Below are 24,107 nucleotides of genomic sequence, written 5' to 3'. Positions count from 1 at the left end.
ATCTATAATAACAATAATATTTATATTTTCAAACTGTATCCTTTTTGTAAGTGCATCTTAAGGTTTCCAAACATATCGCAAAAAATCATTTATATGATCGGGACAACGGATATTTTTGGGGACAAGGAAAATAAGATACGGGTTATCGGTATGGAACGCAGCAAGCTAGAAATCCTTCACAGTCATATGGCGAGAAGGAAGGTAGCTTCTGTCGCGATGTCAACGATAAGCGTCTTGTTGATCGTAGGTTTCGCCTTAGTGAAAAACGCGATTGACCGGGATCGGGTGACGCGGGTCGGTCAATTGCTCAGTGCGATGCCGCTGGGCAAATCCGGGTATTTGTTCGGCATGTCCGGGGAGAGGATGGTCATATCCAATTCTTTAACATGCTCGTTCCGTTCCTTGTCGTCTATTTCTTACTTTTGATTCCATTTTAAAGTTATTATACAATTTGAGCTAAATTATGACACTGATTATATTTTTAAATTATTTGCATTATGATATATAGTTGAACAAATATTCTTTTTTAATTGATACTATTTTATATAGTATCAAAAATGTTTCAAATGATTATTTATATCATGATTACCCAAATGAAATGACAGTAAACCATTTATCGTAGCTGCCATCTTTTTGATGATTACGTTGTGAAGTGACCCCGATCGGAAACTTGGGCAAAGTCTGTGCCTTTAGGAAAGAACTCTCGAAGCAGGCCGTTCTCATTCTCATTCGACCCTCTTTGCCAGGAGGAGTATGGGTCAGCAAAGTTGATCTGCACGCCATGTGTAGTTTCCAGGTTCACGTAACAGGCAAACTCTTTGCCTCGATCTGCAGTCTCCGTTTGAAACGCCCCAGCAGGGTACTGAGAAGCCGCTACGCCAGCGGCCTGCATAGAGCCAGCGCTAGATGGTTTTGCAGCACACGGTGGGCTGGCCTTCTATTCTAAAACGCTCCGCGATCTGTTCAGGTGACCATGTTGCATGCAACTTCTCTTCGAGCTTCTACCGCTTGTTCCTCTCTCCATTTGCCTTGGAGTACACCAGCGGGAGTCGCACTTCATATTACAATCCGTCAATGAAAATTCACAAAAATGAAATAATTGAAAGGGGAGGCAGGATGATCGAAAATGTCGAAAATCAACGTCGTTTAACACAACCGGAGGAAAGGATTTGGTACACCGAGCGCATGTACCCAAACGGGTCGATGTCGTCGCTTGTGGCAGTATCTCACCTGTACGGCACTGTGAATTTGGAGGCGTTCGAACAAGCTCTGAACCAGGTGCAGATCCAGCATGAAGCACTCCGTACACGCATCACTTGGGACAGAGCTTCTGAAAACCCGGTCCCGCATCTCTATGTCGTTAGTGAACTTCGCCGAGCGCTTGCTTTTATCGATATGTCGGCGGAGAAAGACTCTCAAGCGGTAGCCGCGCACTGGCTGGAAACCGCGACGGCGGCGGCCATGCCTCTGCGCGAAGCCGATTTGTGGGATTGCATGCTGCTGCGGCTTGAAGACGAGGTTCACTGGGTGATCGTACGTATGCACCATATTATTTCCGATGGGCAGTCGATTCAGTTGCTTCTAAATGACTTGGCGGATAATTACGCCCGCATTTTGCGCGATGAATCGAATCCCCCGCCGCGCAAGCCGGCATGCTCCGAGTGGGCAGATGCGGAACAGAGCTATCGGGAATCCAAGCGCTTTGCCAAAGATCGACAATATTGGCTTGATCAATTCCGCGACTGGCAGCCTGCAGACAGCCTGAAGCCAGGTCCCCAGTTGGGTGGCTCAACCACAGCCCGGCGGGCGTCGTTGTCGATGGATGACGAACTGCATCAAAGCATAAAGACGTTTTGCCGGGAGCATGACTTGAGCCTGTTTACCTTTTATTTAGGGGCATTTTATTTGTGGCTGTATAAAGTCTCAGGCAGACACGATATCACGGTCGGAACCGCTTATGCCAACCGTTCCGCCCGCAGGGACAAAGAAATGATCGGCATGTTCGTCAGCACCGTCCCCGCCCGTATTCGGATTGATCCCGAGGCGGAGCTTCTTGCCTTCCTGAAACGCGTAGCCTTCGAGCAGTCCTCCCATCTTCGTCATCAACGGTATCCTTACAATCAGCTGGTTCAAGAGCTCCGCGCCGCAGGCTCCGTCAAAGACACGTATCGACTGTTCGACATGTCGATCCAATACCGAACGTTGGCGGCGATCCCGTTTGGCGAACATGCGCGGCTGGATAACCTGCAATCGTTGTGCGCCGGCCATACCGTCAACGATTTCGATCTGCATCTGGTTGAAAATTTGACGCTGAACCAGATGAGCCTGCTGTTCGATTACCGTATTGACTTGTTCGACGAAACGGAGGTCGGAAACATGGCTGACCAGTATATGACGGTCGCGCGTCAACTGATATCGCAGCCGAGTCAAATCATCGGCAGGCTGTCTCTGCTCAGCGAAGCGGAGAAAAAAAGGCTGGATGGATTTCAAGGAAACGTTGTGTCGTTTCCAAGGGAGACAACGATTCATCGGCTGCTGGAGGAACAGACTGAGCGTACGCCGGAACAGACGGCGCTGTATTTTGAAGGACATACGCTGTCATACCGCGCCCTGAACGAACAGGCGAATCGCTTGGCCCGAACACTGCGAAAAAACGGCGTGCAAACCGGCAACCTAGTCGGCCTGATGGTCGAACGTTCGCTGGAGATGATCGTCGGTTTATTCGCCATTCTAAAAGCCGGCGGCGCCTTTGTGCCTCTAGACCCCTCGCATCCGGTGGAACGACTTCGTTACATGCTGGACGATTCCGGCTTGACGCTGATCGTCACGCAAACAGCTCTGCGCCAGCTTATCGATCTATCGGGTCAAACGGTCATCGCGTTGGATGATGAACGCGTTTACGCTGATGAGAGCTCCGCACTGGATGACCGAACTAGCGGGGACGACCTTGCTTATGTCATTTACACCTCGGGTACGACAGGCCAACCGAAGGGCGTACTCGTGGAACACCGCGGTCTAGTCAATCTCAAAACGTATTACGATCGTACGCTCGGCATCGGTTTGGAGGATCGCACGCTGCTGTTCGCCAATCTGTCATTCGATGCGGCCTGCTGGGAGATCTTCCAGGCGTTATTTTGTGGAGCGACTTTATACGTACCGACATCTTCGATCATTATGAACTACGAGCGGTTCGAGCGGTACATAGCCGAGCATGGCATTACGGTTGTTGATCTGCCGCCTACTTATGCACTGCATCTTCAACCTGACCGAATGCCAAGCCTGCGAATGTTGTTTTCCGTCGGTTCGGCGGCGAGCATCAAGCTGTTCCAGCTTTGGAAAGGCCACTTGGCGCTATATAATGGCTACGGTCCTACCGAAAACTCCATTGCAACGAGTATCTGGAAGGTACCAGAGGATTGGAAAACGGACAGCCCGATAGCCATAGGCAGCCCTATGCAGAATCACCGTGTGTATATCATAGATTCGTGGGGAAATGAGCTGCCTGTGGGCGTGCCCGGCGAGCTGTGCGTTGCAGGCGTCGGGCTGGCTAGAGGCTACTTGTGTCGTCCCGGGCTGACGGAGGAGAAATTCGTAACGGGCGCATTCGGAGAAGAACGGATATACCGTACCGGAGATTTGGCCAAGTGGTTGCCGGACGGCACAATCGCTTATCTGGGACGGATCGACCATCAAGTCAAAATCCGCGGCTACCGAATCGAGACGGGCGAGATCGAAGCGGCTTTGCTCCAAATCGACGCCGTCCGAGAAGCGGTCGTGGTCGCACACGCTGATGCAGGAGGACAGCAAGCGCTGTATGCCTACTATACGGTGACGCGCAAACTGCCAGCTGTCGAGCTGCGCGAAGCGCTGCGCATCCAGTTGCCGGAGTATATGATGCCGGCCGGATTTATTCCGCTGGAGCGGATGCCGCTGAACCCGAACGGCAAAGTGGACCGCCACGCGCTGCCGTCGCCTCAGGGCAGCGCACAAACCAGCGCGGCGTATGTACCGCCGCGCACGCCGCTGGAAACGCTGCTGGTCGAGATTTGGCAGCAGGTACTCGGCGTGGAGCCGATTGGTGTCCACGATCATTTCTTTGAGCTGGGCGGCGACTCGATCAAGTCAATTCAAGTGCTGGCCCGCCTGCTGCGGCACGGATACAAGCTGGAGACGATAGATTTTCTCCAGCATCCGACCATTGCCGGACTGATTGCTTTCACCCAGCCGGTAAGCTGCCCTTCCTCCCAGGAAGAGGTTGCCGGCGAGGCTAAACTAACGCCGATCCAGAAATGGTTTTTTGAACGGTATGAACCGGTGCGGCATCATTTCAACCAATCGATCATGGTGACGCGTGCAGAGCGCTTTAACGAAGCTGCGCTACGCGAAGCGGCGTATGCCGTCGCGGTCCATCACGATGCGCTTCGTCTCGTGTTTCGCCCTTCCGAAAGCGGCGGCTGGACAGCGTGGAACCGCAGCGCGCAGGATGGCGCATTGTTTGAGCTGTCCACGTTCGATCTGTCCACCGAGTCTAATGTGGCGGCTACCGTTGAAACGAAAGCAAACGAGCTGCAAAGCAGCATGCATATCGAAGAAGGGCCGCTGTTTAAGCTGGGCTTGTACCGCTGCCCGGACGGTGACCATCTGCTGCTGTGCGCGCATCACTTAATCGTGGACGGCATCTCGTGGCGGATCATTTTGGAAGATTTGACCAGGGCTTACGAACAGTTCGAGCAGATTGGCAAAGTTCAGTTGCCGCCCAAGTCGGATTCTTTCTGCTTCTGGACGGAGCAGTTATTCGAATATGCACGGAGCGCAGAGTTGGAGAAGGAGCTCGCTTATTGGCAGCAGGTAGCCAAAGTTAAGCCGGAAGCTTTACCGAAAGACGACGAAGCCGAAGGAAGGGACAGGCAGGCCGTTTCGGAAACGCGGCAGGTGGCCGTTCGCTGGACGCCGGAAGAGACCGAAGCGCTGCTCAAGCAAGCGCCCCGCGCTTATTCAAGCGGTGTAAACGATCTGTTGCTTGCGGCGCTCGGTATAGCGCTACGGGCTTGGAAAGGCTTGCGGCGAGTCGCCGTCAACCTGGAGGGGCACGGTCGGGAGGCAATTTTGCCGCAGGTGGACATTTCGCGGACAGTGGGCTGGTTCACCAGCCAATACCCAGTTGTGCTGGAAACGGGACCTGCTTTGGAGGAAAGCGTTGACGCAGTCTTGCCGCATTATATTAAAGCGATAAAAGAATATTTGCGGAGCGTTCCGAACAAAGGAATCGGATATGGCCTCATGCGCTATTTGGCAGATCTTAGTGAAGATGAGCTTTTCCAGGAACCGGAGATCAGCTTCAACTATCTTGGACAGTTTGACCAAGATTTGGCAGACGGGGGGTTGCTCTTCTCTCCGTATTCGGCAGGCGACTCCATCAGCAGCCGGGCGGAGAGACCGTTTGCGTTGGAATTCAATGGCCTGATTGCCGAACAAGCGTTGTCGTTTACAATCGGCTACAGTGCTGCGCAGTATCGCAACGAAACGATCGAACGGTTGGCTGCGCTTTATCAGGAAAGCCTTCGGGAAGTGATTGTGCACTGCCAGTCTCGGCAGGGAGCCGAGCTAACGCCAAGCGACGTTACACTAGAGGATGTCACCATTGAAGAACTGGAGCGGCTCACGGCGCAGATCGGCCCGCTAGGAGAAATCGCGGATGTTTACCCGTTGACCTCCATGCAAAAAGGCATGTTGTTTTACAGTTTGCTCGACCCGGCCTCCGGCGCCTATGTTGGACAGCTGTCCTGCGACCTGCGAGGACCGATTTGTCCCGATGCGCTGGAGAAGAGTTTATCGGCGCTTGTAGTCCGCCACGCGGCGCTGCGGACAAATGTCGTTAGAGGGTGGAAGGAACAGCCGGTGCAGGTGGTGTTCCGGACAAAGCCTACCACCATACGTTATGAAGACTGGCGGGAGTTGTCCGCAGCCGAGCAGACCGACCGGTTTGAAACGCTTGTCAGCTCCGACAGGGCAGCGGGGTTTGAGCTAGAGCAAGGCCATTTGATGCGCGTCGCTTTGCTGCGTACGGGCGAAGCCGCGTATCGCCTGTTCTTCAGCTTTCATCACGTTGTGATGGACGGCTGGTGCATGCCGCTGATCCTCGCCGAGTGGTTTGAAATGTATTTTGCGCTGCTTGAGCAGCGCCGGCCTACGCTGCCCGAAACGGTGCCTTACAGCAGGTATGCCACTTGGTTTGAGCGGCAGGATCACGCCGCCGCCCGCGACTACTGGCAATGTTACTTGAACGGAAGCGCACAAGGAGCGCCGCTGCCTAGAGGAAGGTATGTAGGTGAGAGGCCGGACGGGTTCGTTTTCGTTAAACGGTCTTATCCGCTGGGTGCTCAGCGAACAGAGCGCCTGCATCAAGTGGCGCGCCGCCAGCGCGTGACGCCAAACACCCTGCTGCAGACCGTTTGGGGCATCATTTTGCAAAAATACAGCGGCAGTGCGGACACTGTATTCGGTTGTGTGGTCGCCGGCCGACCGGCTGATATTCCCGGAATCGATACGATGATCGGGTTATTTATCAATACCGTACCAGTTCGGATCCAAAGCGGTGCGGGCAATACGTTCGCTCAAGTGCTGCATGGTCACCAGAAGCATATTGTCGCTTCAAAAACATATGATACGTTCCCGTTATACGAAGTCCTTGCCTTGACTGAGCACAAACGGCAGTTGTTCAATCACATCATGGTTTACCAAAACTATCCGGTCCATGTAACGGCAGAGCAGTTAAGCGGCAGGGGGCCGTATGGGTTTACTTTGGACAATATTACGACCAGCGAACAGACGAACTATGATTTTATTTTGACTGTGCTACCAGGCGAAGATATGCGCATTGAACTCGAATACAATGCGTTGGCGTTTGCTTCCGACGACCTGGACCGGATGTACGGGCATTTGGCTCATGTACTTGATCAGGTCACGGCGAATCCGGATATTCCCGTCCAGGCGGTGGAATTGACGACGCTGGCTGAACGGGAGCAGCTGATCGGCGCGTTCAGCGGCCTGACAGCATCGGCCGAGCCAGCATTAATCGACGGGCTGCGGGAACTGACGCTGCTGCGTGTATTTGAGCGCCAAGCGCTCCAGGCTCCCCAGCGACTGGCCGCGGCCGACTCGGAGGTCGCGCTGACCTACGGACAATTGAACGAACGGGCGGGCCGATTGGCGGCATCGCTGCAGCGGGCAGGCGTTGGCCGCGAGACCATGATCGCCATCTTGGCCGAACGCTCGGTGGATCTGCTGGTCGCAGTAATCGCCGTATGGAAAGCGGGCGGCGCGTATGTGCCGCTGGATCCGGATTATCCGGAAGAGCGCATTCGTTTGATGCTGGACGACAGCGGGGCGACGGTCGTTCTGACGCATACCCGGCTCGGCCGTCTTGTCGGCGAACCGCGGGAAAAGCGAGGCTCGGCTGCTGCTATCTTGTATCTGGACGATGCCAGCCTATACGAGCGGGACGACTGGACGGATTCGGCAGCCGTTGCGCCGCAAGATTTGGCGTATGTGATCTATACGTCCGGTACGACAGGTCGCCCCAAAGGTGTTATGGTCGAGCATGGGAGCCTGATGAATACGGCGCTCGCCTACCTTAAGGAATACCGATTGGCAGACTTCCCCGTGCGGCTGCTTCAATTAGCGAGCTTCTCGTTCGATGTGTTTACGGGCGACCTGGCCCGCACGTTCATCAGCGGCGGCATGATGGCGATCTGTCCGAAAGAGGACCGATTTGATCCTGCCGCGCTCCACGACTGGCTGCAAAAATATGAAATTACTATGTTTGAATCGACGCCCGCGCTGATTGTTCCGTTTTTAGATCATGCCCATGCATACGCTCTGGATCTAAGCCGATTGCGGCTCGTTATTACGAGTTCGGATAGCTGCAAGGTGAACGATTATCGGCGACTGCAGGAACGTCTTGGCCGGCATACGCGTTTGATCAACAGCTATGGTGTCACCGAGGCTGCCATTGATTCCAGTTACTTTGACGAGCCTTTAGACAAGCTGCCCTCCGTCGGTAATGTGCCTATTGGTCAGGCGTGGCTGAATGCCCGCTTTTACATTGTGGACAGCCAGCTGAATCCGGTGCCTGTCGGCGTACTGGGCGAGCTATGCATCGGTGGCGCCGGGGTAGCCCGTGGGTACCTGAACCGCCCGGAACTGACGGAAGAGCGGTTTGCGCCGGACCCGTTTGCACCCGGAGGAAGACTGTACCGCACGGGTGATCTGGTGCGCTGGATGGACGACGGAAACGTCGATTTTCTCGGCCGGATGGACTATCAAGTCAAAATCCGGGGGTACCGGATCGAGCTGGGCGAGATCGAAACGGCGATGCTGTCCTTCCCGGGCGTGCTTCAAGCCGTGGTCGCTCCATATGCCGCCGCCTCCGCATCGGGACAGAACGAATTATGCGCTTATGTGGTATCCGAGAAGGCGGTTGACGCGGCCGGATTGCGGACGCATTTGGCCCAGCGGCTGCCGTCTCATATGGTGCCTGCGCATATTATGGGCCTGGAGCGGCTCCCGCTGACGCCTAACGGGAAAGTGGATCGCCGCGGTTTGCCGCAGCCTAACGTCTTGTCTCGGGGAGACGTCACTTACGAAGCGCCTCGTACGCCTGCCGAAGAGACGCTGGCCGGCATTTGGCAGACCGTGCTGGGCGTCCGGTCGGTTAGCGTGCACGACGACTTTTTTGCCCTCGGGGGCGACTCGATTAAAGCCCTACAGGTCTCTTCCCGTTTGATGCAGGCCGGGTATCGGCTGGACATGAAAGACCTCTTTCGCTATCCGACTGTGGCCGAGCTTTCGCCGCGTGTTTCGCTGGCGCGGCGGACGGCGAATCAATCCGAGACTGCTGGCCCGGTCAGCGCGACGCCGATTCTCCGTTGGTTTTTCGAGCAGGCGCACGATGGGGCGCATCATTACAACCAAGCGCTGATGTTTACCCGCCACGGCGGCTTCGAGGAAGCGGCGCTGCGGCAGGTGGTACGGAAAATAACCGAGCACCACGATGCGCTGAGGCTTGTCGCCCGCCGCAACGCTGACGGCCGGATCGAATTGTACAACAGGGGAATTAGAGAAGGCGACCTGTATACGCTGGACGTGTTCGATTTCACAAGTTTGGCGGACCCGGCTGCAGCCATTGAGATTCAGGCTAATGCGATGCAAAGCGGCATCGATCTAGCGAAGGGACCGCTCGTCAAACTAGGCCTCTTCCGGTGCGCCGACAGCGATCATCTGCTAGTCGCCATCCATCATTTGGCGGTCGACGGCGTGTCGTGGCGCATATTGATGGAAGACTTGGCGTCAGGTTACGCGCAAGCGGTCCGCGGAGAACTGGTACGCTTGCCGGAAAAGACGGATTCGTTCCGTGTATGGGCGGAGCAGCTGGCTCAGTTTGCCCGCAGCGGCGTCCTGGAACGGGAGAAGGCTTACTGGGAGCAGATTGAGCGGCTTGCTATGGAGCCGCTGCCGGTTGATACCGACGGTGGATTAAGCGGCAGCGAAACGGAAGCCGACGCCGACGCAGGAAGCATATCGACCCACACTCGGTCTCAAGTAAAGGACAGCAGGCTGGCGCAGATTCGTCTGTCGCCCGAGGAGACGGGCCAACTGCTCAAAAGCGCGTCGAATGCTTACACAACGGAAGTGGTCGATCTGCTGCTGACGGCGCTGGCCCGGGCGGTGCGGCGTTGGAGCGGGCTGGCTCGGGTGCTCGTCCATTTGGAAGGCCATGGCCGCGAAAATGTGCTGCCGGAGATGGATATCGCGCGAACGGTCGGCTGGTTTACGAGCCTATATCCGGTCGTGCTCGAGCCCGGGGCGGATGACGAGATCGGCCGCTCGATCAAACAGGTGAAAGAATCGCTGCGCGCGATTCCGCATAAAGGCGTAGGCTACGGCATTTTGCGCTATTTGTCGGAAGCGAACGGCTCTGCTCCGCTGACCGCGCAGCCGGACATTTGCTTCAATTATTTAGGTGATTTCGGTCAGGACTACGCTTTAAGCGGACTGGCGAAATCGCCGTATGCGTTAGGTGAGCAGGTCGGCGCAACGACCTCGCTGGAACACAAACTGGATATCAACAGTATGGTGGAGGAGGACGGACTGGCGATTTATATCCGTTACAGCTGCCGCATGTACCGACCGGAAACCTTCCAACGTTTTGCCGATCTGCTGAAACGCAGCCTGCAGGAGGTCATCGCGCACTGCGTCGCGCAAGAGCGGACCGAACTGACGCCAAGCGATGTGCTGCTGCCGGGCATGACCGCTTCTCAGTTGGACAGGCTGACGGCCGAGACAGCGGAGCTGGGCGAAATTGAAAACGTGCTCCCGCTTACCCCGATGCAAAAAGGGATGCTGTTTCATCATTTGCTGGAGTCGCGGTTTGGCGCGTATTTTGAGCAGACGACCTTTGACGCGTCCGGCATTTTCGATGCGGAAGCGTTCCGCCAAAGCTTGGATTTGGTTATACAGCGGCATGAGGCGCTGCGAACTAATTTTTACAGCGCTTGGGAGGAAGAGTCGGTTCAGATTGTATTCCGCCGCCGTCAAGGCCAGCTCCATTATGAAGATTTGCGCGAACTTGGCGAATCGGAACGCGAAGTTTACGCTAAAACGTTTGCGGATCATGACAAGGCAAGGGGCATGGACCCCGCAAAGGATTCGCTGCTGCGTGTCGCCGTACTGCGTTTGAGCGGCGACACGTACCGCTTCGTTTGGAGCTCCCATCATATTATTTTAGATGGCTGGTGCGTTTCGCTGCTCGTTAAGGAAATGTTTGGCTGCTATTTTGCCCTGCGGAAGCAGGAAAAGCCGGTTTTGTCGCCGGCCGCTCCGTACAGTCGGTTTATTGCGTGGTTGCAGGAGCAGAACCCCGGGGAAGCGGCCGCGTTCTGGCAAGCGTATTTGCACGGCAGCGGAGAACGGACCGCTCTGCCGGGGACATACGTCGGTTCAAGCGCTCCCGGTCGGCGCGCCGGCTACGAAGCAAAGCGGGCCGGCATCCGTCTCGGCCGCGCTTTGTCGGGCCGCCTGGCGTCGGCGGTCAAAGCGAATCACACGACCTTGTATACGTTGTTCCAAGTCGTGTGGGGTGTGCTACTGCAGCGCTACAACGGCCACCGCGATGTGGTGTTCGGCAGCGTGGTGGCTGGTCGGCCGGCACATTTGGCGGATATGGAGCGCATGATCGGGCTGTTCATCAACACGATTCCGGTCCGCGTGCGTTCGGAGCCGGGAGACACCTTTGCGAAGTTGATGCGGCGCAGCCAGGATCATGCGCTGGCGGCGCAGCCGTACTTATCTTTCCCGTTGTACGAGATTCAGCAAATGACGGAGCAGAAACAAGATTTGATCAATCATTTGGTTGCTTTCGAAAACTTTCCGATGGATCAGCAGATCGAACGAATCGGTCTGGGCGATGATGGAGACCTGGCCATTTCGAATATCACCATTTCGGAGCAGACGAATTACGACTTGAATCTGACCGTTTTTCCCGGCGAGGACATGGATATTCATATTTCCTATAACGCCCTCGTCTTCGAGGATTCGGTCATTGCGCGAATTAGCAGGCAGCTGCGGTTTGCCTTGGAGCAAGTCGCTTCCAATCCAGAGCTGACTGTAGACGCGCTGCAGTTGGCCGATGAAGCGGAACAACTGACCATCCGGACGGCGTTTAACGATACGGCGGCCGATTATCCGCGCGGCGCAACGATTCACTGGATATTCGACGAGCAGGCCCGGCGCACGCCGGACCAAACGGCAGTCGCCTGCGGAACCGAGACGTTGACGTACCGAGAGCTGAACGCCCGGGCTAATCGGCTGGCAAGAAAGCTGCAGGCGGTTGGAGCGCGGCCGGATATGCTGGTTGCGCTGATCGCGGACCGTTCGTTGGACATGATCGTCGGCGTGCTCGGAATTTTGAAATCCGGCGCGGCTTATGTGCCAATCGACCCGGACTATCCTTCCGAGCGTATCGGCTATATGCTGGACGATTCGAAGGCGAAAATTTTAGTCGTTCAAAACCATTTGCAGGAGTGCGTGGCGTTTGGAGGCACAGTGATTCTGCTGGATACGCCAGGGGAGCTTTCCTGCCCGGACGATGAACGGAATCCGGAGCCGTCCGCCGGGCCGGAGCATCTTGCGTATGTGATTTACACCTCGGGTACAACCGGAAAGCCGAAAGGCACTCTGATCGAGCATCGGCACGTGGCGCGCCTGCTGTTCAACAGCCGGAACCGTTTCAATTTTCACGCCGCCGACACATGGACCCTGTTCCATTCACTCTGTTTCGACTTCTCGATCTGGGAAATGTACGGAGCGCTCTTAAACGGCGGCAAGCTGGTCGTGGTGCCGAAACGGGTCGCCCAAGATCCAAAATCTTTTCTGGAGCTGCTCGCCGCGAGCGGTGTGACCGTGCTGAATCAGACGCCGTCGGCTTTTTATCAATTGGCGCAGGCGGAAGAGAACGCAGGCGGCGGGTTGGCATCGCTGCGGTATGTCATTTTTGGAGGAGAATCGCTCGCAGCCGTCAAATTGCTCGATGTGAAGCGCAAATATCCGCAAATCCGATTCGTAAACATGTATGGCATTACTGAAATTACGGTCCACGCCACCTATAAAGAACTGGATGAGCGGGACATGGAAGCAGCATCTAATAATATCGGGCGCCCGATCCCAACGACCAGCATATATATCGCTGATTTTAGCGGAAACTTGGCCCCGATCGGTTTGTTCGGCGAAATGTACGTCGGCGGCGAGGGGGTGGCGCGCGGCTATTTGAACCGGCCTGATTTGACTGCAGAGCGGTTTGTGGAGAGACCGTTTGCTCCCGGCGTCCGGCTGTATAAGACTGGAGATTTGGCGAGGTGGAAGGATAACGGCGAGCTGGAATATAAGGGGCGCGCCGATCATCAGGTTAAAATTCGCGGATACCGAATTGAATTGGGTGAAGTGGAGACCGTTTTGTGTCAAACGCTTGCCGTCGAGGAGGCGGTTGTGCTCGCAAAGGCCGATGAAGAAGGCCATTTCTCCTTGTGCGCTTACTATGTATCCGCTGAGTCTTATACGCCGTCGCAGCTGAGACAAGCTTTATCCGGGCGGCTGCCGGATTACATGATTCCGTCGCATTTGATTCAGCTCGAATCGCTCCCCCTTACCGCCAATGGCAAGGTCGACCGAAAAGCGCTGCCGGAGCCCGGCGAGGCCGGGGCTGCCGCTGTAAGCGGTCTGGACTTTGTTATGCCGCGCAATGAGCTAGAGCGGCAGCTCGCAGATGTGTGGATGAAAGTGTTGGGCTTGAAGACCGTCAGCGTGCATGAAGATTTCTTCAATCTGGGGGGGGACTCCATGAAAGCTGTGCGCATCGCCTCCAAATCGGGCGGACAAGTGTCGGTAGCGGATATTTTTGAAGGCCGCACCATTGAACGATTGGCTGTTATTATGGAACATCATTACCAAGCTCGTACAGCAAAGCTCGTTACACTGCACACGCCGTCTGAAGCAGCCGAGCCGGCTGGAATGCTTGTCTGCGTGCCGTACGGCGGGGGCAGCAGCATGTCGTACCGAAAGCTGGCGGACCAGATGAAGCTCGAAGACGGCCCGTTGCTGCTTGCGGTGGAACTTCCAGAGCCTTCCGTGGCCCCCGGTCTTTCCGTATGGGAGGCGGCAAGGCAATGCGCCGACCAAATGCCGGCGGAGACGAGCGGGCCGGTGGCCGTCTACGGACATTGCGCCGGTTCCGCCATCGCCATTGAAGTGGTACAATTGCTGGAGGAACGGGGCATCACCGTGGAAGCGTTGTGGATCGGAGGCTCGCTGCTGATGCCGGACGAAACCGAGCCGAAGAACGTCGATGATCAGACCGTCTACCAGTTCATGAAAGATATCCGCTTCCAGTTCGAAATGACTTTCGAGGAAGCGGGCTATCTGATCAAACGGTTTCGGCGCGACGGCGTCATTTCAGGCAAATACTTTAACAAGACGCTGCAAGATGAGGCGCGCCGCCGCATTAAAGCGCCTTTGTACTGTGTGATTGGGGACGATGACTGGATCACGGCGGAATATTTGTCGCAGTATGGCAACTGGAAGCTGTTCGCAGATCAGGTTGAACTACGCATCATTCCAGGCGCAGGGCATTATTTTAATGAAACGCATGCCGAAGCGCTGGCGGCGTTTTTAAGCCACAGCCGTTCTGAACGTCAAGCTGAGGCCACCTAACGGGGCCTGCTTCGTCTGCCGGCGGCCTGCACAGAGCGCTCTTTATGGCGAAGCGCTTAAACGAGGGCGGAGAAGGCGTTCGCGCCTCTGTCTGCCCAATCAAGCCGAAGGCTTACTGATTTACGGTTAATCGGGCGCTGCTTGCCAAGCTGTAGGATAAACGAAGAGACTTTAACTTACAGAGCTTCAAACTTCCAAATTCCAGTATAATTTACGTACGCATGAAAAGGATCAAACGATCCTCATGCTGTTACTTGGCGAATCGTACGAGCGGATTTTAAAAGTGACCGGACGGCCTCATGCGACTTTATATAACTTATTCGGGTCGGGGAACACGAGACCTGGTACTTATTATTTCCATTCTCTCCTAATCCGTTTCAACAAGTAGCTTGAGAACCGATTTTTTTGTTTGTGAGAAAATCGGTTCTTTTTATACGCAAATGACACGATCTAACTCAGATTACCAGCACCAAATGATGAAAAGTATGGTAAAATAGAATGAATTTGATTTTGCAGTAAAGGAAGGGTGAAAGCAAGTGGCAAAGGCGAAGGTGGCCAAACGGCCTACCCGGGATGAATTTGTGCTGGAGGAAATCGGGAACCAGCTTGCAGAAGCGCAGCAAGAGCAATCCGAAGTCGTGTTGACCGTATGGGGGCGTCAAGAAACAACCCGCGGGCAGATCGTCAAAATGGACCCAAGAACGGGCAAGGTTCATGTAGAGAGTAATGGTGAAACGGACAAAGTTCCTTTTATGGACATTATGAGTGTAAATTACCCAAAAGATTAGTGGGGGATTTGTCTATAAGATGACATAAATATAAAGGAATGAAATCACGACAAAGTGGGGCACATAGAATGCCAAATAAAAACACGGTTTCCCAGGGTTATAGAAGCTCCCGGAAGCCGTGTTTTTGTGTAAGATTATTTTTGTATGTGCCTATGAAGTTTTTACAGGAGTGGCATTATCCATACGCGCTTCCGCTTTCTTCAGCACCTTACGGTCAAAGATGAAAGGACCGAACGGCAGCAGCGAGGCAATCAAAGCTATAAGCCCTTGTAATACCGTCAATTTGCGAGAAATCAACATGGCTACAATTGCAACTACATAAGCCACGAACAATACCCCATGGATCATCCCCACCCAGCTTACCATTTGCGGCATCCCGGCTGCGTATTTAAGCGGCATAGCGATACATACAAGCAGCAGAAATGATACCGCTTCAATATTACCAATGATACCAAACGTCTTTAAAGCATTTTTAAACATGAATAAACCTCCCTATTCTTATTCCTATTACTTAAAATTTAATATAGCCTATAAAACGCTTTTGTTAAACGGTAGAAAGTTACGATATATCGAATATTTACAGCTTTTTCTTCGTTTTAAAGGGTAATAATAGATAATTCCATTTGCGAAACCATCCACTTACTTCGGAGATATGTCTGGATTTTCACGTTTACATGAATGGATTTAAGGCTTAGGCTGTGCTTTCTGAGTGATGAGTTGTTGAAATGGATGCGATGATAAAATGAGGAGGCTGCGCATATGATTACATCCACAGATCAATCGGTTGCACAATCTACAGCATCAAAGGGAGATCAAGGTTGAACATGCTCGCACGAATGGGATATCGCAATTCTTAGGTTGGGGGATGAATATGCGGTAGCCGCGCAGCGTTTGTATGAACGTATGGCTGCTGAAACCCATCAAACCAGACCTTTAGTGTGTGATCCCTTTCCAACTCAATTTGAATGGCTGGAGCAGGAAGAAATAAACTTGATCATTGATGGACTATGGCCGGTAGATTTGCACGGTGATCATTGTCTGTTTGTGAATAGGGGAGAACACCATCCAGAGTGCGGCGCGTCTAGTGAGGCATACATTTATAATACGCAGGTGATTGATGAAGGATTTTTCCTACATTATGTGAACACCTCTCCTAAAGCCGCAGCATACGCACCTTCGTTCAGAAAAGATGGATATGCTAAAATGTGCGAGCTGCTGGACGGATACGTGAGTGAAGGATGGATATTCACAAAACCACCAGAAGCGCCCTTATTTTTAAACTTTCACTATTTGAAAAATTCACAATAGAAAACCATTCATCGCTAAAAGGATAATTTTGACACACTCTTTCCGGCGGAGTCAAACCTTTTTTAAGCGGGCTGAGAAGTTATTCCGCCTATCGACGCAACTAAAAAAGGTAATAATGCGCTGCCATTGTCCTACCACTGAAGCCTTCTGATAGCAACAAACAAAAAAGCAAAAATAACGATGAAAATAGTAATACCGACGATCGTCATAATCACAGCAGTAAACACACTTAACAAATGCTTTCATTTATTTCAATTAGGTGTATGTAAATGTAGTAACTGATCTCACTTTATGAAGTATAGTTCGTTCCATTTTTCACATGAAGCAGACATGTGTATTCAAAGTCTTGATTGGTCTATTATTTTGATTAAGCATCTTCTGTTACGAAAAAAATCCCCTTCGGTTAACAGCTCCAAAGGGGATCGTGGCAACTTGTCTTATGCATGATTCCCTTAACCCACTATTCATTGCAGCTCCTGTAGGCCGTAAAGGAAAAAGCTGACGTCTGACACAACGATCAATTGAAAAGCTGATTGAAAATATGCAACTGCCTTTGGGAAGCCCTCTCTAACAGGCGTACCGCCCACATTTTAACGGAAATATACGCTAAGCAATTTTCGACACGAATAAATAATTTCAATCCTCCTGATTCGCTGCAGTGAAGGCGCACAAAGTTTTTAACATGATGGCTATCTGATGAGCTTTCTTACAAATAAATATGTTCACTCCACAGTATGACATTTTTCGCTCTCTTTTGTTGTTACTATATTATAGTATGTTATTTTATCTACGAGGAGTGAAGAAATGAAAATAGAAAAGGAAGTAAAAGAATATAAGAATACAGGTAGTTTTTCACGCTTTGGTTTAATCGGCTTTTATTTTAAAGGAATAAACTTTAATGACCTCTTATTAATAACACAAAAAAAAGACAGTAATCTGTCTTTAAATCAAACTCAGATGTCATCTTTATCTAATATACAAAACGAAAAGATTCAATCAGCTAGATGGTTAGGATTTATTAAACCAGAACAAACAGATGAATATGTATTCTTCACTCCATCTAACCAGGAGATGTTAACTCAAATCGAAAATCAAATTATCAATCTAGGAGGAAAAATAACATTAGAAAAAGATAAAGTATATTCAGTTCGAATTGAAAGTCGTTTTGAGAAAGATACGAATCACACAGTATCTTGCGAGCTATGTTGGGCATATTCCAATAAGAAAGAGAGTATTCCTAATGTTTGTCTATTATCACCAGACTTTAAAAATACAGAATTTTACCCACAAACTAGTTTGTTTGGTGATGTGGCTGATGATACTACCGATTCAGACCAAGACGGGATATTGGATGAGTGGGAAATCAATGGATATACGTTTGACGGTACAAATGTAGTTCAGTGGAGTCCTGATTATGATGGAACGTATACAAAGTATGTATCCAATCCAAATCAAGCTAGTACCGTAGGAGATCCGTATACTGATTTAGAAAAAGTGACAGGAAACATGGATCGCGCCACTTCTTTAGAAGCTAGAAATCCATTAGTAGCAGCCTATCCACAAGTTGGAGTTAGTATGGAGAAGCTTATAATATCAGAGAACGAAGATTTTACAGAATCTCAAGAAAACTCCACTTCTTCTAGTAAAACAGAATCAAATACAGAAAATACTAGTGCAGAGGCTGGTAGAGAAGATAGAAAATTTATTGGTAAGATTACTGCAGGATTTTCACATACATCCTCAACAACGCAAACAACTGAAGAAAGTACCACCAAGCAAGTTCATATTAACACTGGTCAATCTGCATATTTAAATGCGAATGTAAGATATTTCAATACTGGTACAGCTCCTATTTATCAAGTAACACCAACAAATAACTTTATCATAGACGATGAAACAATTATGACAATTACAGCTCCTCCGAGCAATATTGGTAATTCACTTTCTCCTGGGGCAACTTATCCTGATCAATCTCTACATGCTATGGCATTAACCGAGGTTGAACCAGGAAAGGACTTTACAATACATTATGATAGTTTAGAAAAACTTCAATCTGGGAAACAACTACTAATAGAAACCACTCAAATTAGTGGGGATGTCGATGATAATAATACATCTTGGGATAAATATTTCACACAAATTGAAGCCAGCTCAGCATGTTTAGTATTAGATACAGGCGATGAAGTGTTGGAAAGAAGAATAGCTGCAAGAGATTATAAGGATAACCTTGATTATACGCCAGAGATTACCTTTAGAGATGCAATTCAAGTCGCTTTTTTAACTACAAGTGATGGAGAAAAACAGTTTTATAATGACATTCCAATTTGTGAAGAACTCGTACAACTTATTTACGATCAACAGACAGCTGATGATTTTGAGAGTCAGTTAGAATCGAATCCAGATAAAACGATGTTCGATTTGTTATTAAAACAAGGGATGAAGATTTTGATTAAAATTCCTTGTGTTAGTTTTGATTGTAATGGGTCTTCCAGTGTTACAAGTAACGGAATTACATGGACAGGTGCAACACAGCAAGATGATATCGGAATAGAAAGTGGAGGTTTAAAAGGTACTAATGCAACGGGGGTTTTACAACCTTTATTAGAACCATACGGAAAGTATGTTTTAAGTATGTACGCAAAATCTATGAATGAAAGTTCATCGATAGAAATGGGAATAATGAATACGAATAGTAGTCATAAAAAGCATAGCAGTTTTACACTAGATACAGATTGGCAAAGAGTTGACTTTGAATTTAAAGTCCTTGATGATTCCACTATTGCTAATCAAATTTATGTTAATTCGAATAATGGTGATATTTATTTGGATGATATTACAATCACAAAACTTGAAACGCTAACAAGTGATATAACAGAGCAAATTATACAAAAAGCACATACCGTTGATCATTGGCAAACAGACGGTAGTCAGGTAAGTGCTGTGTATTTAAAACTTGATCCTGAATATGTATGTGATTACGAGGTTGTAGTTGATGGAAAAGGTTACGGAACCGGAACACGATATGAGACCTCAGAAGATGGAATACAGAAGATAAACTTTACTGAATATAATGCTGGTACTTTTGATATAGGTTCTCGTATTCAAATTAATGCTATATATAAAAATAACCCGGCTGTTAAATCTATAGTAGCTTTGTGGTACAATCAACAAAATATAGATATACAGGGTTGGGAAAGATTAGTGATGAATGCTACAGTGAACTTTTATTCGCTTAAAGATAGGGGTGGACATCCAGAATCCTATGGGTATATTAAATTCTATTCAGATCTTGCTTTGAATCAAGAGGCCAATGAAGTTACTCTATGGTCAATGCCATCAAGAGATGATTATATTACTGATACAACAATATCTGTAAACAATTTAGAATTCTATGCACCTAATGGCACTTTTATTTTTTATGGGGATGTAAAAGATCATGATACTGGAAATGCGGGTCCGGATGATATACTGGCTCAGCCAGATCAAAAAGTGAGTGCTAATTCGGGTGATAAAGTCACTCTTTCTGGTACAGATGCTACAAATGATTACGTAACAATTGATTTTACAATAACTTATCCGTAATGTAGTATTTTCAAGTCTCAAAAACTTCCGTTTTTGAGACTTCTTTATGCTTTCTATTTGATATTGAAATAATGCTATGTTATCCGTCTCAAAACTTGTCTTAAAATCAAAATCTCATTATTCCTTTATTTTATGAGTTATGAGACAATACAAAAATATATGGAGGTGATAATTTGTTAATTGGCTACGCTCGTGTGTCTACACATGATCAAAATTTGGATTTACAGAAAGATGCTCTTATACAAGCTGGATGCAAACGGATTTTTACTGATGTAGTAAGTGGATCTACCTCATCTCGCTCTGGATTAGATGAAGCTCTTGATTACGTACGCGAGGGCGATACATTAGTAGTATGGAAATTAGATCGCTTAGGTCGTTCCCTCAAACACCTTATTGAAACTATCAATATATTAAATGAAGAAGGAATTGCCTTTCGAAGTCTTCAGGAAAATATGGATACTTCTACAAGTGGAGGGAAACTCATTTTTCACGTATTCGGAGCATTAGCTGAATTTGAGCGAGAAATGATTCAAGAACGTACACAAGCTGGATTGTCAGCCGCTCGTGCACGTGGACGTCTGGGTGGAAGACCTAAAGTGATGGATACAACCCAGGTTTCTATGGCTAAATCTTTAATGAAGGATCCAAATTATTCTACCGAAGATATATGTAACACCTTAGGTGTTTCAAGAGCTACATTGTATCGATATCTGCAGAAAGCGAAATAACAAATACAAAGGGGATGACTTCTAATGTATGTGAGAGTAAGAGAACTTCTTACAACGGAAGACCGAAAACAATATATGCAAATCCCCTCTGATATAAGCGAATGGATATTAAGTACATACTTTTCATTCAGTCAGCATGATCTCAAAATTATTAATCGCCATCGGAGGGACTATAATCGTCTAGGTTTTGCTATTCAATTAAGTGTTTTACGATATTCAGGATGGCCCTTATCTGATGTAGGAGATATTCCGAATGTCGTTTTAGAATTTGTAGCTACACAAATTGGTGTAAATACAGAAGATTGGGGACTCTATGCTCAACGAGACGCTACACGATATGAACATATAGAAGAGATTCGAAAAGAATACGGTTTTCGTAACTTTACAATTGCTGACTATCGAAAGTTATCTAAATTTCTTCAACCACATGCATTAAATAATGGAAATACAACATATCTCATTGAAATAGCATTGCAAGAACTCCGTACTTGGAAGATTATACTTCCTTCGATGGCAATTATAGAACGAGCAATATGGGAAACACGTAAACGAGCAGAGAAAAGCATATTTAAGATGCTAACATCATCTTTAACCTTTTCACAAAAGGAAAAACTAAGTGGGTTGCTCCATTTCATGCCTAACTCTTCAAAAACTTATTTAGCTTGGTTAAAAGAAGTACCTGGTCAATTTTCACCAGAATCTTTTTTAAAGGTTATTGAGCGCTTAGAATACATAAAAGGACTACAGTTAAACATTAATACAAAAGGGATACATCCTAATCGACTACGACAACTATCTCGAATGGGAGCACGCTATGAAGCTTTCTCATTTCGAAGGTTTAAAGAGATAAAAAAGTATGCCATATTGGTGGCTTATCTATTCGATTTAACTCAGGATTTAATTGATCAAGCTTTTGAGATTCATGATAAACAAATGATGAATCTTCAATTAAAGGGAAGAAAGCAGCAAGAGGAGATCCATAAAAAAACGGAAAAGCGCTAAATGAAAAAATTCTTCATTATGCAGACTTAGGAACTGCATTAATTAAAGCTAAAGAAGAAAATGTGAATCCTTTTGTGGTATTAGAAACAGTCATGCCCTGGGATAAATTTTTATCTTCTGTAGAGGAAGCTAAACAACTGTCTCGACCTATAAATTATGATTATCTTGATTTATTAGAAAGCCGATACAATTACCTAAGAAAATATACTCCTACATTACTTAGAGCCTTAGAATTTCAGTCTACAAATTATGCTAAGTCTGTATTAAACGCTTTAGACGTCATCCGTGAACTAAATGACTCAGGAAAACGTAAAGTATCACAAGGATACTCCAGAGGAAGCCAAACAACTTAGTGCCAAACTCTGTCACATGTTACCTCGGGTTAAACTTACAGACCTACTTCTAGAAGTAGCGAACTGGACAGGCTTCGAGCAACAATTTATTCATGCACCCACAAACAAACCACCTAAAGGGAAAGAAATCATTATTTCTCTTGCTTCACTTATGGCTATGGGAACAAATATTGGACTTACGAAAATGGCAGAGGCTACACCAGATATCTCTTATCATCAGTTAGCTAATGCAAGTCAGTGGCGTATGTACGATGATGCATTAAATCGTGCACAAGCAATATTGGTTAATTTTCAACATCAGCTACCCTTGGCTTCTTACTGGGGTGACGGTACTACTTCATCATCGGATGGAATGCGTGTTCAAATTGGAGTATCTTCTTTGAGTGCTAGCTCGAATCCACACTATGGATCTGGCAAAGGAGCGACTATATATAGATTCGTAAGTGATCAATTTTCTTCCTTTTACACAAAAGTTATTAACACGAATGCAAGAGATGCTATACATGTGATTGATGGGTTACTACATCATGAATCTGATTTAATGATTGAAGAGCATTATACGGATACAGCCGAATATACTGACCAAGTATTTGGCTTAACTCACCTGTTAGGATTTCGTTTTGCCCCCCGATTAAGGGACTTATCAAGTTTTAAATTGTATACAATTGGTTCACCTAAAGATTTTTCAAATATAGAAGGTCTTATACGGGGACAAGTGAATATGAAATTGATCTATGAAAATTATGATGACGTTTTACGTATAGCTCATTCAATTCGAGAAGGAAAAGTGTCCGGTGCACTAATTATGGGCAAGTTAGGTTCTTATACTCGCCAGAATAAAGTAGCAAAGGCATTAAGAGAAATGGGTAGAATTGAAAAAACTATCTTTATTTTAGATTATCTTTCAGATAAAACATTACATAGAAAAGTTCAACGAGGATTAAACAAAGGAGAAGCAATGAATTCACTAGCAAGAGCAATATTTTTTGGGAAACACGGGGAATTCCGTGAACGTGCTCTCCAAGATCAGTTGCAACGAGCAAGTGTATTAAGTATTCTCATTAATGCCATCATTATATGGAATACCGTATATTTAAGCAAAGCTGTAGAAATGTTAAGAAGTACGCATGGGTTTAACGAAGAACTATTAAAACATATCTCACCACTAGGATGGGAGCATATCAACTTTTTAGGTGAGTATCGATTTAATATGAAAGATACTACAACGTTAGAATCTCTTCGTCCTTTACAACAAGTCTAAAAATAAGAGCCGGATTTTTCTTAGAGTAGAAAATTCGGCTCATTTTATGTCGAAATTTGATTAGAGTATATTTTCGTTAAAATGTGGGTGGGACGCCTAACAGTGCATTCGCTTAGGCATCCATTCAAACTAAAAATGGGTCACCGATATCACGCAATATCGTGTGGGTGATTGCTGGCTATATCTATCTGCGATTAAAGACTTGTTCAATGACGAAATTATCGCGTACCAGATGAGCCATAGAAATGATAACGAGCTGGTTTTACAGACGTTTCGACAAGCCTAGTAACAGCAAAAAGGCGTGACTGGCCTCATCGTTCACAGCGATCAGGGATTCCAGTACACGTCCCATGCATATCACGACATGCTGCCAAAGGTTGGCGCTCGAATCAGCATGTCTTGCCGAGGCAATTGTTATGACAATGCCTCGATGGAGAGCTTCTTCTCGCATCTCAAAAAGGAAGGACTCTATCCTTATGATATCCAAAATATGGATGATGCACAAAGAAAAACTGAAGATTACATTCGATTTTATAACCAACATCGTCCACAACGAAGGTTAAATAACTGTCCCCGGTAGAGTACCGGAAGCGGCTTAAATTATGTGAAAAAAAACCGGTGGAATCGAATCTCATACTGACCGAGAGGCCAGACTTGCATTAGGCAAAAAAATATGTTTGTAATTTTTCATATGTAGGTAGAGCATGTAATCATTCATGTTTAGGAAAAATCAACCTCACGAATCAACCTTTCGGTTGATTCGTATTTTTTAGTTGAGAGTTTAAAATGAAGACGTAAGTTAGAACAATATCTACTTGAATGA

Annotated in this window: 10 protein-coding genes and 2 pseudogenes; 9 read left to right on the top strand and 3 right to left on the bottom strand. The window is 48.2% G+C overall.

The window, feature by feature from the left end:
• Nucleotides 1-93 precede the first annotated feature (93 nt).
• A complete protein-coding gene (locus tag ACWGOO_RS08705; protein WP_452482537.1) occupies nucleotides 94-426 on the top strand; it encodes a hypothetical protein in 333 nt (110 codons plus the stop codon).
• Nucleotides 427-661: 235 nt separating this feature from the next.
• Here ACWGOO_RS08705 and ACWGOO_RS08700 read toward each other — a convergent pair.
• A pseudogene (locus ACWGOO_RS08700) lies at nucleotides 662-904 on the bottom strand (IS30 family transposase); the annotation flags it as partial.
• A gap of 170 nt (nucleotides 905-1,074) precedes the next feature.
• Between ACWGOO_RS08700 and ACWGOO_RS08695 the strand changes: the two are divergent.
• Together ACWGOO_RS08695 and ACWGOO_RS08690 are read left to right on the top strand one after the other, a co-directional pair.
• A complete protein-coding gene (locus ACWGOO_RS08695; protein WP_452482535.1) occupies nucleotides 1,075-14,262 on the top strand; it encodes an amino acid adenylation domain-containing protein in 13,188 nt (4,395 codons plus the stop codon).
• Nucleotides 14,263-14,798: 536 nt separating this feature from the next.
• Nucleotides 14,799-15,050 (top strand): YolD-like family protein, encoded by a 252-nt coding sequence (locus tag ACWGOO_RS08690; RefSeq protein ID WP_452482533.1) that lies wholly within the window; start codon nucleotides 14,799-14,801, stop codon nucleotides 15,048-15,050.
• Nucleotides 15,051-15,200: 150 nt separating this feature from the next.
• Here the strand turns inward: ACWGOO_RS08690 and ACWGOO_RS08685 are convergent, their stop codons facing one another.
• Nucleotides 15,201-15,530 carry a DUF3817 domain-containing protein gene (locus tag ACWGOO_RS08685; protein WP_452482531.1) on the bottom strand — a complete coding sequence of 110 codons (330 nt, stop codon included), beginning with the start codon at nucleotides 15,528-15,530 and terminating at the stop codon, nucleotides 15,201-15,203.
• Nucleotides 15,531-15,908: 378 nt separating this feature from the next.
• Between ACWGOO_RS08685 and ACWGOO_RS08680 the strand changes: the two genes are divergently transcribed.
• From ACWGOO_RS08680 to ACWGOO_RS08660, 5 genes and pseudogenes are all read left to right on the top strand, one after another.
• Complete coding sequence (locus ACWGOO_RS08680; RefSeq protein WP_452482529.1) at nucleotides 15,909-16,358, top strand: hypothetical protein; 450 nt, start codon at nucleotides 15,909-15,911, stop codon at nucleotides 16,356-16,358.
• An 804-nt stretch (nucleotides 16,359-17,162) separates the two neighbouring features.
• Nucleotides 17,163-19,940: a binary toxin-like calcium binding domain-containing protein gene (locus ACWGOO_RS08675; protein WP_452482527.1), complete on the top strand. Its 2,778-nt coding sequence runs from the start codon at nucleotides 17,163-17,165 to the stop codon at nucleotides 19,938-19,940.
• 173 nt (nucleotides 19,941-20,113) lie between these two features.
• Nucleotides 20,114-20,668 carry a recombinase family protein gene (locus tag ACWGOO_RS08670; RefSeq protein WP_098831705.1) on the top strand — a complete coding sequence of 185 codons (555 nt, stop codon included), beginning with the start codon at nucleotides 20,114-20,116 and terminating at the stop codon, nucleotides 20,666-20,668.
• 24 nt (nucleotides 20,669-20,692) lie between these two features.
• Nucleotides 20,693-23,284, top strand: a pseudogene (locus ACWGOO_RS08665) (Tn3 family transposase).
• A 163-nt stretch (nucleotides 23,285-23,447) separates the two neighbouring features.
• On the top strand, nucleotides 23,448-23,570 hold the full coding sequence (locus ACWGOO_RS08660; RefSeq protein WP_452482524.1) for a hypothetical protein: 123 nt from the start codon (nucleotides 23,448-23,450) through the stop codon (nucleotides 23,568-23,570).
• Here ACWGOO_RS08660 and ACWGOO_RS08655 read toward each other — a convergent pair.
• Nucleotides 23,547-23,735, bottom strand: coding sequence for a hypothetical protein (locus ACWGOO_RS08655; protein ID WP_452483013.1), 189 nt, complete (start codon nucleotides 23,733-23,735; stop codon nucleotides 23,547-23,549). The two genes, ACWGOO_RS08660 and ACWGOO_RS08655, sit on opposite strands and share 24 nt — an antisense overlap.
• Here ACWGOO_RS08655 and ACWGOO_RS08650 point away from each other — a divergent pair.
• On the top strand, nucleotides 23,649-23,864 hold the full coding sequence (locus ACWGOO_RS08650) for an integrase core domain-containing protein (RefSeq protein WP_452482993.1): 216 nt from the start codon (nucleotides 23,649-23,651) through the stop codon (nucleotides 23,862-23,864). The genes ACWGOO_RS08655 and ACWGOO_RS08650 overlap by 87 nt on opposite strands.
• Nucleotides 23,865-24,107: the final 243 nt, after the last annotated feature.

Source organism: Paenibacillus sp. NPDC055715 (assembly GCF_053617595.1).
The sequence above is the reverse complement of the archived record's forward strand: the minus strand, read 5'-3'. Positions and strand labels throughout refer to the sequence as shown.

Excerpts from the sequence above, each read along its gene's own strand:
- ACWGOO_RS08695 (WP_452482535.1), top strand. The coding sequence starts at position 1,075 with ATGAAAATTCACAAAAATGAAATAATTGAAAGGGGAGGCAGGATGATC.
- ACWGOO_RS08675 (WP_452482527.1), top strand. The coding sequence starts at position 17,163 with ATGAAAATAGAAAAGGAAGTAAAAGAATATAAGAATACAGGTAGTTTT.
- ACWGOO_RS08685 (WP_452482531.1), bottom strand. The coding sequence starts at position 15,530 with ATGTTTAAAAATGCTTTAAAGACGTTTGGTATCATTGGTAATATTGAA.
- ACWGOO_RS08655 (WP_452483013.1), bottom strand. The coding sequence starts at position 23,735 with ATGCGAGAAGAAGCTCTCCATCGAGGCATTGTCATAACAATTGCCTCG.
- ACWGOO_RS08705 (WP_452482537.1), top strand. The coding sequence starts at position 94 with ATGATCGGGACAACGGATATTTTTGGGGACAAGGAAAATAAGATACGG.
- ACWGOO_RS08650 (WP_452482993.1), top strand. The coding sequence starts at position 23,649 with ATGCTGCCAAAGGTTGGCGCTCGAATCAGCATGTCTTGCCGAGGCAAT.